14 protein-coding genes are annotated in these 13,590 nt (G+C 61.5%); 11 read left to right on the top strand and 3 right to left on the bottom strand.

Annotated features, from left to right (window positions below; all coding sequences use genetic code 11):
- The first annotated feature begins 1 nt into the window (after window position 1).
- The 4 genes from MUU54_RS01865 to lpxK all read left to right on the top strand — a co-directional run bounded on the left by MUU54_RS01865 (window position 2) and on the right by lpxK (window position 3,589).
- A complete protein-coding gene (locus MUU54_RS01865; protein WP_247242310.1) occupies window positions 2-244 on the top strand; it encodes a DUF4170 domain-containing protein in 243 nt (80 codons plus the stop codon).
- Between the two features lie 170 nt (window positions 245-414).
- Window positions 415-1,734 carry a lipid IV(A) 3-deoxy-D-manno-octulosonic acid transferase gene (gene waaA, locus MUU54_RS01860; protein WP_247242309.1) on the top strand — a complete coding sequence of 440 codons (1,320 nt, stop codon included), beginning with the start codon at window positions 415-417 and terminating at the stop codon, window positions 1,732-1,734.
- The gene (locus MUU54_RS01855) at window positions 1,731-2,462 is read left to right on the top strand and encodes an HAD family hydrolase (RefSeq protein ID WP_247242307.1); all 732 of its coding nucleotides are present in this window, start codon (window positions 1,731-1,733) and stop codon (window positions 2,460-2,462) included. Before waaA ends, MUU54_RS01855 begins: the two co-directional genes overlap by 4 nt.
- 83 nt (window positions 2,463-2,545) lie before the next feature.
- Complete coding sequence (gene lpxK / locus MUU54_RS01850; RefSeq protein ID WP_247242306.1) at window positions 2,546-3,589, top strand: tetraacyldisaccharide 4'-kinase; 1,044 nt, start codon at window positions 2,546-2,548, stop codon at window positions 3,587-3,589.
- A gap of 11 nt (window positions 3,590-3,600) precedes the next feature.
- On the opposite strand, the gene MUU54_RS01845 is transcribed toward lpxK, so the two are convergent.
- On the bottom strand, window positions 3,601-3,834 hold the full coding sequence (locus MUU54_RS01845; RefSeq protein WP_247242305.1) for a DUF2093 domain-containing protein: 234 nt from the start codon (window positions 3,832-3,834) through the stop codon (window positions 3,601-3,603).
- A gap of 76 nt (window positions 3,835-3,910) precedes the next feature.
- The gene (mutL, locus tag MUU54_RS01840; RefSeq protein ID WP_247242303.1) at window positions 3,911-5,716 is read right to left on the bottom strand and encodes a DNA mismatch repair endonuclease MutL; all 1,806 of its coding nucleotides are present in this window, start codon (window positions 5,714-5,716) and stop codon (window positions 3,911-3,913) included.
- Between the two features lie 23 nt (window positions 5,717-5,739).
- Between mutL and MUU54_RS01835 the strand changes: the two genes are divergently transcribed.
- Together MUU54_RS01835 and MUU54_RS01830 are read left to right on the top strand one after the other, a co-directional pair.
- Entirely contained in the window at window positions 5,740-5,880 is a 141-nt protein-coding gene (locus tag MUU54_RS01835) for a hypothetical protein (protein WP_247242302.1), read from the top strand.
- A 142-nt stretch (window positions 5,881-6,022) separates the two neighbouring features.
- Entirely contained in the window at window positions 6,023-7,363 is a 1,341-nt protein-coding gene (locus MUU54_RS01830; protein WP_247242301.1) for a putative bifunctional diguanylate cyclase/phosphodiesterase, read from the top strand.
- 93 nt (window positions 7,364-7,456) lie between these two features.
- On the opposite strand, the gene MUU54_RS01825 is transcribed toward MUU54_RS01830, so the two are convergent.
- On the bottom strand, window positions 7,457-8,341 hold the full coding sequence (locus MUU54_RS01825) for an SMP-30/gluconolactonase/LRE family protein (protein ID WP_247242299.1): 885 nt from the start codon (window positions 8,339-8,341) through the stop codon (window positions 7,457-7,459).
- 308 nt (window positions 8,342-8,649) lie between these two features.
- Here MUU54_RS01825 and MUU54_RS01820 point away from each other — a divergent pair, with 308 nt between their 5' ends.
- The 5 genes from MUU54_RS01820 (at window position 8,650) to MUU54_RS01800 (ending at window position 13,584) form a co-directional block, all read left to right on the top strand.
- Window positions 8,650-9,372 (top strand): helix-turn-helix transcriptional regulator, encoded by a 723-nt coding sequence (locus MUU54_RS01820; RefSeq protein ID WP_247242411.1) that lies wholly within the window; start codon window positions 8,650-8,652, stop codon window positions 9,370-9,372.
- 337 nt (window positions 9,373-9,709) lie between these two features.
- Window positions 9,710-10,852: an Mrp/NBP35 family ATP-binding protein gene (locus MUU54_RS01815; RefSeq protein WP_247242298.1), complete on the top strand. Its 1,143-nt coding sequence runs from the start codon at window positions 9,710-9,712 to the stop codon at window positions 10,850-10,852.
- Window positions 10,853-11,016: 164 nt separating this feature from the next.
- A complete protein-coding gene (locus MUU54_RS01810; protein WP_247242297.1) occupies window positions 11,017-12,162 on the top strand; it encodes a cell wall hydrolase in 1,146 nt (381 codons plus the stop codon).
- Between the two features lie 262 nt (window positions 12,163-12,424).
- Entirely contained in the window at window positions 12,425-12,778 is a 354-nt protein-coding gene (locus MUU54_RS01805; RefSeq protein WP_247242296.1) for an AtpZ/AtpI family protein, read from the top strand.
- A 53-nt stretch (window positions 12,779-12,831) separates the two neighbouring features.
- Window positions 12,832-13,584, top strand: coding sequence for a F0F1 ATP synthase subunit A (locus tag MUU54_RS01800; RefSeq protein WP_247242295.1), 753 nt, complete (start codon window positions 12,832-12,834; stop codon window positions 13,582-13,584).
- Window positions 13,585-13,590 lie beyond the last annotated feature (6 nt).

The raw sequence follows: 13,590 nt of genomic DNA, 5'->3' as shown, positions 1-13,590 counted from the left end.
CATGACGGAAGCAAGTGAAAAGAAGCAACTCCTCCACCTGGTATTCGGCGGTGAACTATCGAGCCTCAGCGGCGTGCAGTTCAAGGACCTGTCGAAGCTGGATATCGTCGGCATATTTCCGGACTATGCCAGTGCGCTGATGGCCTGGCGGTCGAAAGCACAGCAGACGGTAGACAATGCAGAAATGCGTTACTTCATCGTCCACATGCACAAGCTGCTCGATCCAGAAGCTAAAGGCGAATAACATCATATTGGGGATAAACTGCGGTTTCCGCTTGGCGACAGCCTTCCCGACATTGCATCCTGTCCAAAACCTGAATTTGACGTAATTCTAAAGCAAAAGTCCTTTTTTGGATGATTGTACGAAGGACACCTCAGCTTGGCGCAGACAGCCACCCATCAAAGGCATCTGCCATGAGCAAGGGGTTGGCGCGTGCGGCACTGACGGGATACCGGATCGCGGGAATTGTTCTCTATCCTCTCGCCGCCCCTTATCTCGCCTATCGTACCTACAAGGGTAAGGAAGACCGGCAGCGTCGCAACGAGCGCTTCGGCTATGCAAGCCAGCCGCGACCGCGCGGGCCTCTGGTCTGGCTGCATTCGGCGAGCGTCGGTGAAACGCTTGCCCTCATCCCGCTCATGCGGGAACTGTGCCGCCGTGAGATCAATGTCCTTCTGACCACCGGCACCGTGACCTCGGCCGAGCTGGTCCGCACGCGGCTGGGCGACCAGGTTATCCATCAATATGTCCCGATCGACCTCAAGTTCCCCGTCAAGCGCTTCCTGCGCTACTGGCGGCCCGACGCCTGCATCACCGCAGAGTCGGAGATATGGCCGACGACGGTTCTGGAGCTCGCCCGGCGCAAGATTCCGCAAATTCGCGTGAATGCCCGCATCTCCGATCGGTCCTTCGAACGCTGGCAGCGCCACGACCAGGTGGCGGAAGCCCTTTTCGGGCGCATGTCGCTGGTCGTCGCTCAGAGCGATCTCGATGCCGAGCGCTTCCGCGACCTCGGGGCCTGGCCGGTCCTCGTGTCGGGCAATCTGAAGGGCGATACCGATCCTCCGCCCTGCGACCCATCGCTCGTGGAGCGGTATCGCCAGCAGATCGGCGGCCGCAAGACCTGGGCCGCGATTTCGACCTTCGAGGGTGAGGAAAAGGCGGCAGCCAAGATCCACAAGGCGCTGAAGGCGAGAAACGGGCAGCTGACGATCATCGTGCCCCGGCATCCGGAACGGGCTGACGATATCGAAACCATGTTGAAGGCTCAGGGGCTGGTGGTTGCACGCCGGTCGCGCAACGACATGCTGACCGAGGAAACGGACATCTTCATTGGCGACAGCATTGGCGAGATGGGTCTCTACCTGCGGCTTACGGAGGTCGCCTTCGTCGGCCGGTCGCTGACGGGCGAGGGTGGCCAGAACCCGATGGAGCCGGCCATGGTCGGTTGTGCAGTTCTCTCCGGCAGCCGGGTCGAGAACTTCCGTGACGCTTATTCCAATCTGGTGCGTAGGGGCGGTGCCCGCCTCGTTCGCGACACCGAGATGCTGGCCAAGGCCGTGCACTATCTGCTGAGCAACGATATTGCCCGCAAAAAGATGATCGATGCCGGGCAGGAAGCGACCCAGGAGATGCGCGGCGCCCTCTCGGCCACCGTCAAGGCGCTTGAGCCCTACATCAATCCGCTGACGGTGAGCGCCCGGCTGCAGCCGCGCAACGTTGCGGCGCAATGAGCCGTAACGCCCTCCGCGGCATTGGAGGCATCCTCTTCGACAAGGACGGCACCCTCATTCGCTATGACGAGAGCTGGGCTCCCGTAAACCGGGAGGCCGCGCGCCTTGCTGCGGCAGGTAACGCCAACCTCGAGACAAAGTTGCTCGTGGCGGCCGGCATGGACCCCATCTCCGGCCACACCCATGCCGATAGCCTCTATGCCGCTGGCAATGCCGCAGAAATCGCCGCTGGTTTCATTGCAGCCGGTTCACCTCTGACTGTTGAAGATCTGACGTCGCGGCTGGATGCGCTTTTCGTGCAGGCCACGGAATATGCCGTCCCGGTAACTGATCTGCGTTCACTCTTCTCGCGTCTGAAGGCGCGGGGGCTGAAGCTCGGCATTGCGTCGAGCGACAATGAATTGTCGATCCGCCAGACGGCGCGGCGTTTCAAGATCGACCGCTATGTCGACTTCGTCGCGGGTTACGACAGCGGCTTTGGGATCAAACCGGAACCTGGCATGGTGCTCGGCTTCTGCGCTGCAGTCGGATTGGAACCCGGCAGCATCGCGATGGTGGGCGACAACAAGCATGACCTGGCCATGGGCGCGAATGCTGGCGTGAGTGCCAGCATCGGCGTGCTGACCGGCACCGGAACCCGTGACACGCTGGCGCCCCTCGCAGACCTCTGCCTCGATAGCATCGCCTCGCTGGAGGAACTTCTGCTGTGCGACGAAAAGATCGGCTGAGAGACCGCAGGGCTTCACTCTTGCCTTTTGCAGGAAAGTCTCATTTGTTGCCGGCGGTTCAAGGTGACAGTGGAGACGAGCTTATGGTGTCGGAAGCACCGCCCTTCTGGTGGACGAAGGCCGATTGGCGCGCCTGGAGCCTTGCGCCCGCATCATTCCTTTATGGCAAAATCTCCGGCCGGCGTCTCGCCAAGGCACGGCGCGTGGTCGTCCCGGCGCCCGTCATCTGCGTCGGCAATTTCACCGTCGGAGGTGCCGGCAAGACGCCGACGGCAATAGCACTGGCAAGGGCGGCAATGCAGCGCGGGCTGAAGCCGGGCTTCCTCAGCCGGGGCTATGGCGGCTCCTTGGACGTCACGACTATCGTTGATCCCCATCATCACCGCGCCGGTGCCGTAGGCGACGAGGCGCTGCTTCTGGCACGCGAGGCGATTACTGCCATATCGAGGAAGCGGGTCGAGGGGGCTCAGAGATTGGTTGCCGAGGGCGTTGACCTGATCATCATGGACGACGGCTTCCAGAGTGCGCGGATCGTGATCGACTTCGCCCTTATTGTGATCGACAGCGTTCGCGGCGTCGGCAACGGCCATCTGGTTCCGGCAGGACCGGTGCGGGCGCCGATCGCCGAACAGATGCGCCACCTGTCGGCGATCCTGAAGGTGGGCAATGGCGATGCCGCAGACCCACTGGTGCGTCAGGCCGCTCGCGCAGGAAAGCCCTTTTACGTCGCCTCTCTCGTGCCGCAATCAGCGCCCGATCTCCAAGGGCAGCCGGTTCTTGGGTTCGCCGGGATAGCGGATCCGGAAAAGTTCTACCGGACGGTCGAGGCGCTTGGAGCAAAGCTAGTGGAGCGCCGATCATTCTCGGATCATCACTACTTCAGCGATGATGAAGTCGCCGATATCCTAGCCGATGCCGATCGGCAGGGGCTTTTGCCGGTCACGACCGCAAAGGATGCCGTGCGTCTTGCTGGTGGGCACGGATCAGCAGATCAACTGCTGCAGAAGCTTCGCGTAGTGGAGGTCGACATGATCTTCGATGATCCGCATGCGCTGAATCGTATCATTGACTCGGCGATGGCGTCCTATCGGCAGAGACGACTGAGCGAGAGCCGGTCAGCGGCCTGAAAGGTGCTGCGTCAGGCACGGGATTGGTTTGGCAGAATGCCCGCGCGCTTGTCCGCCTCAAGCGAGGCCGCAACATCGACATAGGCTTCCTGGCGGGCAATACTCCAGTAGCGCAGTTCGTCAAGCGGGATCTGCGCGCCGGTCACGGCGCAGATAACGTGGGACCCGGCGCTGATCAGTTGGTAGTCGCCGTCGAGATACCGGATCTTCGCTTCCCGATTGCCGCTTCCCTCGAACCGGTTCATTCGTTTTCTCCTCCCGAAAATCATGTCTTCGCTTTACAGCGGGTTTCGTCTTGGCGCCACCCTGCGTCGGCTGCCGTCAGCTGCGGCCGAACAACCGCTCGATGTCCGACAGCTTCAGCTCGATATAGGTCGGCCGGCCGTGATTGCACTGCCCCGAACCCGGCGTCACCTCCATTTGGCGAAGCAGCGCATTCATCTCCTCTGGACGAAGGCGTCGGCCGGACCGGACGGATCCGTGGCAGGCCATGGTGGCAGCCACATGTTCAAGCTTGGCGCGCAGCCCGCCGGCGGTGTTCCATTCCGCCACTTCGTCAGCTAGATCGCGAACCATGCCGGCGGCGTCAATTTCACCCAGCATGGCCGGCGTTTCCCGGACGGCAATGGCTCCGGGACCGAAACGCTCGATCGCCAACCCGAAACGATCGAGCTCCTGGGCGTAAGCCATCAGCCGATCACAATCTTCTTCCGGCAGATCGACGATCTCTGGGATCAGGAGAGACTGAGACGCAAGCCGCCCGGCATCGAGCGCCTTTCGCATCGCCTCAAAGACGAGCCTTTCGTGTGCGGCATGCTGGTCCACAATGACCAGGCCGTCGTCCGTCTGCGCAACGATATAGTTCTCGTGCAGTTGCGCACGTGCAGCGCCGAGACGATATTGGGCGCCATCCGGGTGGGCGCTCATCAAAATGTCAGCACTCGTGACAGTCTCGGCCCGGGCGGAAGGGATCGTGACGCTGTCAAAACCCCGCTGCTCCGTTTCGGCAAATCCGAAGGCCGGCATCAGCGGACGCGATGGTGAGGTGTGTGCTGTCCAGGGCGCTGATGGCGCGGCTGCCGTGGCGTAGCCAGGGCGGAAGGCGCTCGTGAGGCCGCTTGCGCTCGTGGTGGCAGCGCGGCTGCCCTCGCGCGCTAGCGCTTCACGAATGGCGCCGACAATAAGTCCACGGATCAGGCCGGGGTCGCGAAACCGCACGTCCGCCTTTGCCGGATGAACATTGACGTCGACCAGTGCGGGATCGAGCGTGATGGAGAGCACCGCCACCGGATAACGGCCGGAAGGCACCGTTTCTGCATAGGCGCCGCGAATGGCCGACAGGATCAGCTTGTCCTGGACCGGGCGCCCGTTGACGAAGGCATACTGGTGCCCGGAGTTGCCGCGGTTGAAGGTCGGCACGCCTGCAAAGCCAGTGAGGGTGACATCCTCGCGCAAGGCGTCGATCTCGATCGCATTGTCCTTGAACTCGCGCCCGAGGATCTGCGCGATCCGCGCTAGCGGGTCGTCACCCGTCGACGGAAGCTCCAAGTTGGAGCGGTCTGGACCTGAAAGGACGAAGCGGATCCCCGGGAAGGCGATCGCCATGCGCTTCACCATCTCGGTGATCGCCCCGGCCTCCGCCCGTTCGGACTTCAGAAATTTCAGGCGCGCCGGCGTAGCGAAGAAGATGTCGCGCACCTCTACCACAGTGCCCTGGTTCGCCGGTGCCGGACGAACGGGCGACGTCGTTCCTCCAACAACCGAGACCTGTGATCCCTGTTGGTCGCCGGCGCGCCGGCTGGTGATCGTCAGTTTGGCAACGGAGCCGATGGAGGGCAGGGCTTCTCCACGAAAGCCAAGCGTGCGGATGTCGTCCAACGTCGTGTTGATCTTGGACGTACAATGCCGACGCACCGCAAGCTCTAGGTCGCCTGCATCCATGCCGCAGCCGTTGTCGGTGATCCGCAGCAGGCTCTTGCCGCCTCCGGCGGTGGCAATCTCGATCCGCGTGGCACCGGCGTCGATCGCGTTCTCGATCAATTCCTTGGCAGCACTGGCGGGTCGCTCGATGACCTCGCCGGCAGCGATCTGGTTGATCAGGGTCTCTGGAAGAAGCTTCACGGCCATTGGGCAATTTTCGAGGATTCTCGATGGCTTGGAAAGCCCTCATCGCAGAGCGGATCGCCCCCGGTATGGATTTTCTGAGGACAATCCGCCGCCCTTTTGCATCTCCCGCGCTCGCGAATTCGGGTGTGCGCGATGCCTGGTTGGCGCAGAAGATGTACGCCTGAAACATCCCGAACGGAACGGCAGGAAGTTGCAGTCTACGTTAATGCCATGAAATGTCTCGGCTTTCGCCTCTCTGGGGGGGTGTGATTTGTTAATCTTTGTCCTTCATCTTCCAGCGAAAATGTACTGAGTATCGGATTTCCCATGAGGTCGGCGGGCAATCTGTTGCCGCAGGTCAGTCAGAACGAACTGCAGGCAATGGCATATAGTGACCCGCTAACGGGTCTCGGCAACCGCTACCGGCTGCGCGACAAGGTGCGGCTGCTTGCCGCCGAGCGCGCGCAGGATCCTGCACCCTTCACCATCTGCATCGCCAACCTCGACGGCTTCAAGCCGATCAACGATCTGTTCGGCGCTGAGGCTGGCGACGAGATCCTCTGCCAAGTGGCGCATCGGTTGAAGGCCTGTGCTCCGGACGGGGCAACGGTCACCCGGCACGAGGGCGACCAGTTTGCCTTCATCTTTCCGCTTGTGTTCGAACGGGGCGGTGCCGAGCGGATCGGCCAGATGATGAAGGACGTTCTTTCCGCGCCCTATGATCTAGGAGATCGCAACGTCCGCCTGTCCGCCTCTTTCGGTTTTGCAGTCTACCCGTTTGCCGGCGAAAACTTCGAGGATCTGCTGAGAAGCGCAGAAACGGCGCTCTACCGGTCCAAGCGGCGCGGACGCGGTCAGATCACCGTGTATTCCAGCGAGATCGCGGAGGAGATGAAGCGAGCGACCCATCTTGAACAGGCGCTTCGCAACGCCATCATCACCGACGCGGTTGAGGTTTACTTTCAGCCGATCGTGCGTCTGCAGGACGGGGCAGTTCTGGGTTTTGAAGCTCTCGCGCGCTGGATCGACCATGATCTCGGTTTTGTCTCCCCTTCCGTGTTCGTGCCGCTTGCGGAAGAGCGAGGTTTCATCGACGCTCTCTCCGAAGTGCTGTTGAGCAAGGCTGCAGAAGCGGCGCTGTCCTGGCCGCAGGAGCTCTTCCTCTCATTCAATCTTTCCTCGGCGCAGTTGATGGATCCCGGCACCAGCGAGACCATCCTGTCGACGTTGGCGCGGGCCGGCCTCGGTCCGCATCGCTTGGAACTCGAGATTACCGAGACTGCGGTGATGACGTCCGCCGATACCGCCCAGCGCATCATTGCAGACCTGCGGCAGCACGGGGTCAAGATCTCTCTGGACGACTTCGGCACCGGACAGTCCAGCCTCGGGCGGCTTCGCGACTTCACCTTCGATAAGGTCAAGATCGACCGCGCATTCGTGTCCCAGATCACCACTGACCGTGCGTCGGAACATATCGTCAAGGCGATCGTCGCCATGTGCGACGGGCTCGAGCTTCAGGTGGTTGCAGAAGGCATAGAGACCCACGAAGACGCCGAGAAGCTGAAGGCGCTGGGCTGCGGTATGGGCCAGGGCTACTACTACGGCAAGCCAGCCGACACAGCCGCAACGCACACCTACCTTCGGAGTCGCTATCAGCAGTCGACGTAGGGCTTCGCCGAGCTGTTTTGCTCGGCAACACTGGCCACGGCTAAAACGGCTGCCCCGCCTTGGACCTCTCCAGATCCGGACGGGTCTGCTTGCCTACGCCTTGAACACCGGCTCCGCTCTGCCCGAAACGCTGATGGGCAGGGTAAACAACTGCCCCGCCAAGGGATCGCTTGCCCGCTCTGCAGCGCTCATCCCTTCCCAGGCCGAGGTGACCGCGAGCCGGTCGAAGTCCCTGCCGCAGAACACGGGGCACGTCGTCCGCTTTGCAGGCAGCTCGTGCTTGGCGAGAAGCTTGCCGGTGGGATCGAAGCACTCGACGGCGCCTGCTCCCCATCGGGCGTTCCAGATATTACCTTGGGCATCACAGACGGAGCCATCCATGCCGCCGGCCCGGTCGCTGGTATCAACCAGCACCTCGGCCGCCCCGACAGGTAGACCCGTCGCGGCATCGAGCGGCACCCGCATCAGCTGGTTTACCCGCGTATCAACAAAGTAGCCGGTGGCGCCATCCGGGGCAAAGCAGATGGAGTTCGGAATGCTGATCTTGCCAAAAAGCTCGGCCACCCGGCCATCGGCTACGTGATAGATCGCGCCGGCACCGTCTTCGCCAGTCTTGCTCATCGTGCCGATCCACAGGCTGCCGCTCGGGTGCACCCGCCCATCGTTCGAGCGGTTGCTCGCCTTGCCGGGCTCGAGCTCGCAATAGAGCGAGAAATCGCCGCTGTCACGATCACGGATGAAGATGCCACCTTCGGTTGCCATCATCTGACGGGAGCCATCGATCCGGGCGACGACGCTCGCCATCACTGGCAGCGGATGCTCCCGTTTCGTCCGTGATTGAAGATGTAGTTCGTGAAGAGTTTTTCCGAGAATGTCGAGCCACCAGAGCGTGTCCGTCTCATGCTCATAGCTGGGCCCTTCGCCAAGTTCGCAAACGGTTGAGGAGAGGACTTGGTCGTGATGGGGCATGGCCGACATGAGCTAATCCTGCTGATCGAGGAGTCCACCTTTGGCGGGATGTGACGTCGAAGGCAAGTGCGCCAGATCTTCGATCAGCTGGAACATCGTGCGAAACTGGAGAAAATCCGATCCTCGATCAGGAATACCAATTGCCATTGAGAAACTTTCGGAATACCTCTGCTTGCGTCTTTGCAACCGACGTTCGGCCGGGCGGATTTCCGCATCCAGACATCCTCAAGGCCGCCAATCTGTACACTTCCTGCCCGCGGCCTCGCCCAAGCGAGCATCGCTGGTTGGAGAAGCGAGAATTTGGGCCAATGCCGCAGATGAAAACGTTACTTCAGGCCGAGTCGGTGGAGGCAAAGCTCAGGGAGACCGCGGGACTGAAGACGCAGTTCGACGTCTTCCGCTTCATGAAACGCCTGAGCGAAGACTACGGTGCCCGTGCCTTCATGGTTCTGAACCTGCCGCCGGTCACCTCGTTAACCCTGTCGTCGACAACCGTTATCACCAGTCTACCAGCTGAACTTATCGCCGCCTACGACAAGGAGGGCCTTCTCGCCGCAAGCCCGGTTCTGAAGCGGTTGCGCGAATCGGCCCTGCCGTTCTCCTTCAACATGGAAGATGTGACGAAGGAGCATGGCAGCAACGAGTCGGAGAAACTGTTCCGCCGCTATGGCCTGCTTCGCGGAGCTCATTTCCCTGTTCAGGACGGCACCGGGCTGAGAGGCTCGGTGGCCTTGGCGGGCGAGAACCTCGTCTTCGACCTGCAGCAGATGATGGAGCTCAACTACATCGCGATCCACGTCTACGAGACGCTCGCGCAGATCCGCAGTGTGACTGTACGCGCCACCGATACATTGACGGAGCGAGAACTGGATTGCTTGAACTGGACCGCTGCCGGCAAGACGAGCGCCGAGATTGCAGAGATCCTTGGGCTCTCCGAGCACACGGTCAATCATTACCTCAATCGGGCGGCCAAGAAGCTCGACACCGTCAACAGAACCCAGGCCGTGGCCAAAGCCCTACGCACGGGGCTCATCAAGTAGCTTTTTCTTTTTCAGCAGCATTGGGGATGCCTCAGGTTGGTTCGACCTGCGCAAAAAGTAGGCCTCGAGGCTCCCGTCTCGCCTGTCTGTCGAAGAGAATGGCCGAAAAAGCTCCTCCGCCTGTTTTGGCACGAACCATGCATAGACAAGCCCAGGTCCAGAGGGGACTGAAGGGCGTCCGCAGAGACGTCGTCAAAAAGGGCCGCCGTCCGATCCTGAGCGCCGCAGGCAGCCGGTCGGGCGGCGGCGTCATTCCGGTTGCGGGACCAGCAGGGCACCTCCTATAAAGGCTCCTGAAGTGGGCGACGCAAATGTCGCTGCGTGACAGGAGTTCGATATGCCCGACGTGACGAAGGAACAGGTCCTCACAGCACTTGCCAAAGTGCGCGGCCCGGATCTGGAAGACGATATCGTCTCGCGCGGCATGGTCTCCGACATCTTCATATCCGGCAACAAGGTTTATTTCTCGATCAGTGTGCCTGCCGAGCGGGCCAAGGAGCTGGAGCCGCTGCGTCTCGCGGCGGAGCGTACGGTCAAGGCGGTGCCGGATGTGAAGGGAGTTCTCGTTACCCTCACCGCAGATCGAAAGGCAGGCCAAGGTGGCGCGCCGGCACCGCAACCGCAGAAGCAGGCTCCTCCGGCCGCGCATGCCCATCCCGCACAACCCCGTCCTGCCAAGACAGGTGTCCCCGGCGTTGGCGCAATCATCGCCGTGGCCTCGGGCAAGGGCGGCGTCGGCAAGTCGACCACCGCCGTCAACCTCGCCCTCGGTTTCCAGGCAAACGGCCTACGCGTCGGCATCCTCGATGCCGATATCTATGGCCCGTCTATTCCGCGGCTCCTGAAGATTTCCGGTCGCCCACAGCAGATCGAGAACCGTATCATCGTGCCGATGGAAAACTATGGCCTCAAGGCCATGTCGATGGGCTTCCTCGTGGATGAGGAGACCGCGATGATCTGGCGCGGGCCGATGGTGCAATCCGCGCTCCTTCAGATGCTGCGTGAGGTAGCCTGGGGGGATCTGGACGTACTCGTCGTCGACATGCCGCCGGGCACCGGTGACGTACAGCTCACGCTTGCCCAGCAGGTACCGCTCGCCGGTGCCGTCGTGGTGTCGACCCCGCAGGATCTCGCGCTGATCGACGCCCGCAAGGCCATCACGATGTTCGGCAAGGTCGAGGTCCCGCTCCTCGGCATCATCGAGAACATGAGCTACTTCCTCGCACCCGATACCGGCACTCGCTACAATATCTTCGGCCATGGCGGCGCCCGCAACGAGTCAGAGCGCATCGGCGTGCCATTCCTCGGCGAAGTGCCGCTGACGATGGAAATTCGCGAGACCTCTGACATCGGAACGCCGGTCGTCGTCGCCGACCCGGAAGGAGCGGCCGCCAAGATCTATAGGGACATCGCAGCGAAGGCCTGGCAAGGCTTGCAGGGAAGATCAGTTCGCGCAGCCCCGGCGATCGTGTTCGAGTGACGAGGCTGATCTGATCATCTGACAAATCCGTGAACGCATCGGATTTCCCGCTCTTTGCAAGCTGCCCCTTGAGCCTATTAACGGCTCATCAAGGTTAATGATCGATTCTCCAGACACTGCTTTCGTGTCCCTTGGAGTTTCCGGTTTTGCGTTCGATTGGCGTCTTGAGTCTCAAGTCTCGCGTTCGTGTGGATGCATGGATTGCTCCCACCGTCTTCGGCCTCGCTTGCTGGCTGGGCTTCCCTTCCATCGCCGCGCATGGTGATCTCTCCGACCTCCTGTCAGGCCTCGATGCAAGCAACAGGTGGCGCGTCGTCCTCACCCAGTCTCCGGCCGGATCCATCCATTCCTCAGAGCTCGCTTTCCCGGACATGGAACGGCTCCTGCCGGGGGACGCCGGCCTGGCCTTGCCCGATGGACGCAAGATCGCGTTCGCCGCCGGAGCGCCCACGGGCGAATCAACGCCGGATGAAGACCGGGTAAACCGCAAGTCGAAGAGAGGGCGCATCGTTGCGGTAGAGCCGATGCAGCCGCCGAAATCCTTCACCGCCGGCTCGGTCCTCCAGCGCACCAGCGCGCTCACCCTGCCGCTGGAAACGAAGGAGGAACTCACCGCCTTCGCTCGGCTCGGAAAGGCTGCAAAGCAGATCGAACTTGCCGAGTTCTATTTCCGCAAGGACGAGCGACCGGCGCCGGGTGTCTCGCCGATGATCGCCAGCCTTGTGACCAACGAGCGCGCCGATGTGCTGGCGACCGCCTATGCGCCGCCGGAGCCGGACTTTGCCCGCCAGTCGCCCTTCGATGCTATCCTGCAAAAACCAGAGGTTGGCCGCTTCATCCCGCCGATCGCCCCGGACGACCATGCCTGGGCCGCCAAGCCGCTACCGGCCGAAGCCTTCTCTGCGCGTGAGCAGCAGTGCCTGGCATCCGGCATCTATTTCGAGGCGAGGGGAGAATCGGCACGCGGCCAGGCGGCAGTTGCTCAGGTGATCCTTAATAGGGTGCGCAACCCGGCCTACCCCAACAGCATTTGTGATGTCGTCTACCAGAACAAGGACTGGCGCAACCGCTGCCAGTTCTCCTTCGCCTGCGACAACATCCGAGATCGCATCCGCTCAGAATACCACTGGAAGATGGCCCGCGAGGTCGCCATGGCGGTGACGGCCGGTAAGATCTGGCTGAAGGAAGTTGGCTCCTCCACCCACTACCACGCCGTCTATGTGCGGCCCGGCTGGGCACGTACGATGAAGAAGGTCGGGCGCATCGGCCTGCACGTCTTCTACCGCACCTATGGCGGCGGCTGGAGCTGACTTGGGGACATCTGAGGCAACAGATTCCCATGCGCGTTTCGTCGCGGATGTATAGAGAGCGCCCAAGGCATTGAAAACAAATAAAAATATTGCCGCTGTGCAGTGCTTTGGTATGCCTTGACTATGCAGGCGCTCAAAACTATGTTGCGCCCGACTTGAAAACGGGCCGGAAGGCGCGAAATCCCTCGCTGTCAGGATGTTTCGGACGGATCTCGTGGCCTCGAGGCCGTGGATACGATGAGATCAGCAAGGGTGTTGGCGAATGACGGGGGACCGGGACGAGAGTCTGGAGCAGCGTCGAAAGCGTCTGGCCGCCGAACTGGCGGAAGTGGATGCGGATGAAGCGGCCGAGGCGAAGCGGGACGCGCAGAGCGAGGAAAGCCGTCGAGGAATGGCTCTCGGTCTGAAGATCTCTTCGGAGTTCATCGCCGCGATCGCCGTTGGTGCTATGCTCGGCTATCTTCTCGACCGTTTTGCCGGTACAGGGCCTTGGGGGCTGGTGATACTCCTCCTGCTGGGTTTTGCTGCCGGTGTATTGAACGTGATGCGTGCTGTAGGAGTGGTGGCGACGCCGCCCGGCCTTGGCAGCAAGCAGGACAAAGGGCCGACGCGATAGGTTGCCGACTGGCGGTCTATGGCAGGCGAGCGAAGGTAGAAAGAAGGTAGACGGTGGCTAACGATCCGACCCATCAGTTCCAGATCAGCAAGATCGTCCCGATCGAAATCGGCGGGATGGATTTTTCCTTCACCAATGCCTCGCTTTTCATGGTGGCAACGGTCGCCTGTGCTGCTGGTTTTCTGTATTTCGCAACCTCTCAGCGCGGGCTGATCCCCGGCCGTGCGCAGTCCGTGGCGGAAATGTCTTACGAATTCATTGCCGGAATGCTGCGCGAAGGTGCTGGCAGTTCGGGCATGAAGTTCTTCCCCATGGTCTTCACGCTGTTCATGTTCGTCCTCACGGCGAACCTGCTCGGCATGTTCCCCTACTTCTTCACCGTCACCAGCCAGATCATCGTCACCTTCGCGCTGGCTCTGTTCGTCATCGGAACGGTCCTCGTTTACGGGTTCTACAAGCACGGGTTCCACTTCCTGAACGTCTTCGTGCCGAGCGGCGTGCCTGGCGTTCTGCTGCCGCTGGTGGTTGCGATCGAGATCATCTCCTTCTTGTCCCGTCCGATCTCGCTGTCCGTGCGTCTTTTCGCCAACATGCTGGCGGGTCACATCACGCTGAAGGTCTTCTCGGGCTTCGTCGCCTCGCTCGGTGCGCTGGGTGCGCTCGGCATCGGCGGCGCGATCCTGCCTCTCATCATGACCGTCGCTCTGACGGGTCTCGAATTCCTCGTCGCCTTCCTGCAGGCCTATGTCTTCGCGGTACTGACATGCATGTACCTCAATGACGCGGTCCACCCCGGTGGGCACTAAGGAATA

Source organism: Pseudorhizobium tarimense (assembly GCF_022968135.1).
Taxonomy (GTDB): domain Bacteria; phylum Pseudomonadota; class Alphaproteobacteria; order Rhizobiales; family Rhizobiaceae; genus Neorhizobium; species Neorhizobium tarimense.
This window is presented reverse-complemented; position numbering and strand designations above follow the sequence as displayed.

Excerpts from the sequence above, each read along its gene's own strand:
- MUU54_RS01865 (WP_247242310.1), top strand. The coding sequence starts at position 2 with ATGACGGAAGCAAGTGAAAAGAAGCAACTCCTCCACCTGGTATTCGGC.
- waaA (WP_247242309.1), top strand. The coding sequence starts at position 415 with ATGAGCAAGGGGTTGGCGCGTGCGGCACTGACGGGATACCGGATCGCG.
- MUU54_RS01855 (WP_247242307.1), top strand. The coding sequence starts at position 1,731 with ATGAGCCGTAACGCCCTCCGCGGCATTGGAGGCATCCTCTTCGACAAG.
- lpxK (WP_247242306.1), top strand. The coding sequence starts at position 2,546 with ATGGTGTCGGAAGCACCGCCCTTCTGGTGGACGAAGGCCGATTGGCGC.
- MUU54_RS01845 (WP_247242305.1), bottom strand. The coding sequence starts at position 3,834 with ATGAACCGGTTCGAGGGAAGCGGCAATCGGGAAGCGAAGATCCGGTAT.
- mutL (WP_247242303.1), bottom strand. The coding sequence starts at position 5,716 with ATGGCCGTGAAGCTTCTTCCAGAGACCCTGATCAACCAGATCGCTGCC.
- MUU54_RS01835 (WP_247242302.1), top strand. The coding sequence starts at position 5,740 with ATGGCTTGGAAAGCCCTCATCGCAGAGCGGATCGCCCCCGGTATGGAT.
- MUU54_RS01830 (WP_247242301.1), top strand. The coding sequence starts at position 6,023 with ATGAGGTCGGCGGGCAATCTGTTGCCGCAGGTCAGTCAGAACGAACTG.
- MUU54_RS01825 (WP_247242299.1), bottom strand. The coding sequence starts at position 8,341 with ATGTCGGCCATGCCCCATCACGACCAAGTCCTCTCCTCAACCGTTTGC.
- MUU54_RS01820 (WP_247242411.1), top strand. The coding sequence starts at position 8,650 with ATGAAAACGTTACTTCAGGCCGAGTCGGTGGAGGCAAAGCTCAGGGAG.
- MUU54_RS01815 (WP_247242298.1), top strand. The coding sequence starts at position 9,710 with ATGCCCGACGTGACGAAGGAACAGGTCCTCACAGCACTTGCCAAAGTG.
- MUU54_RS01805 (WP_247242296.1), top strand. The coding sequence starts at position 12,425 with ATGACGGGGGACCGGGACGAGAGTCTGGAGCAGCGTCGAAAGCGTCTG.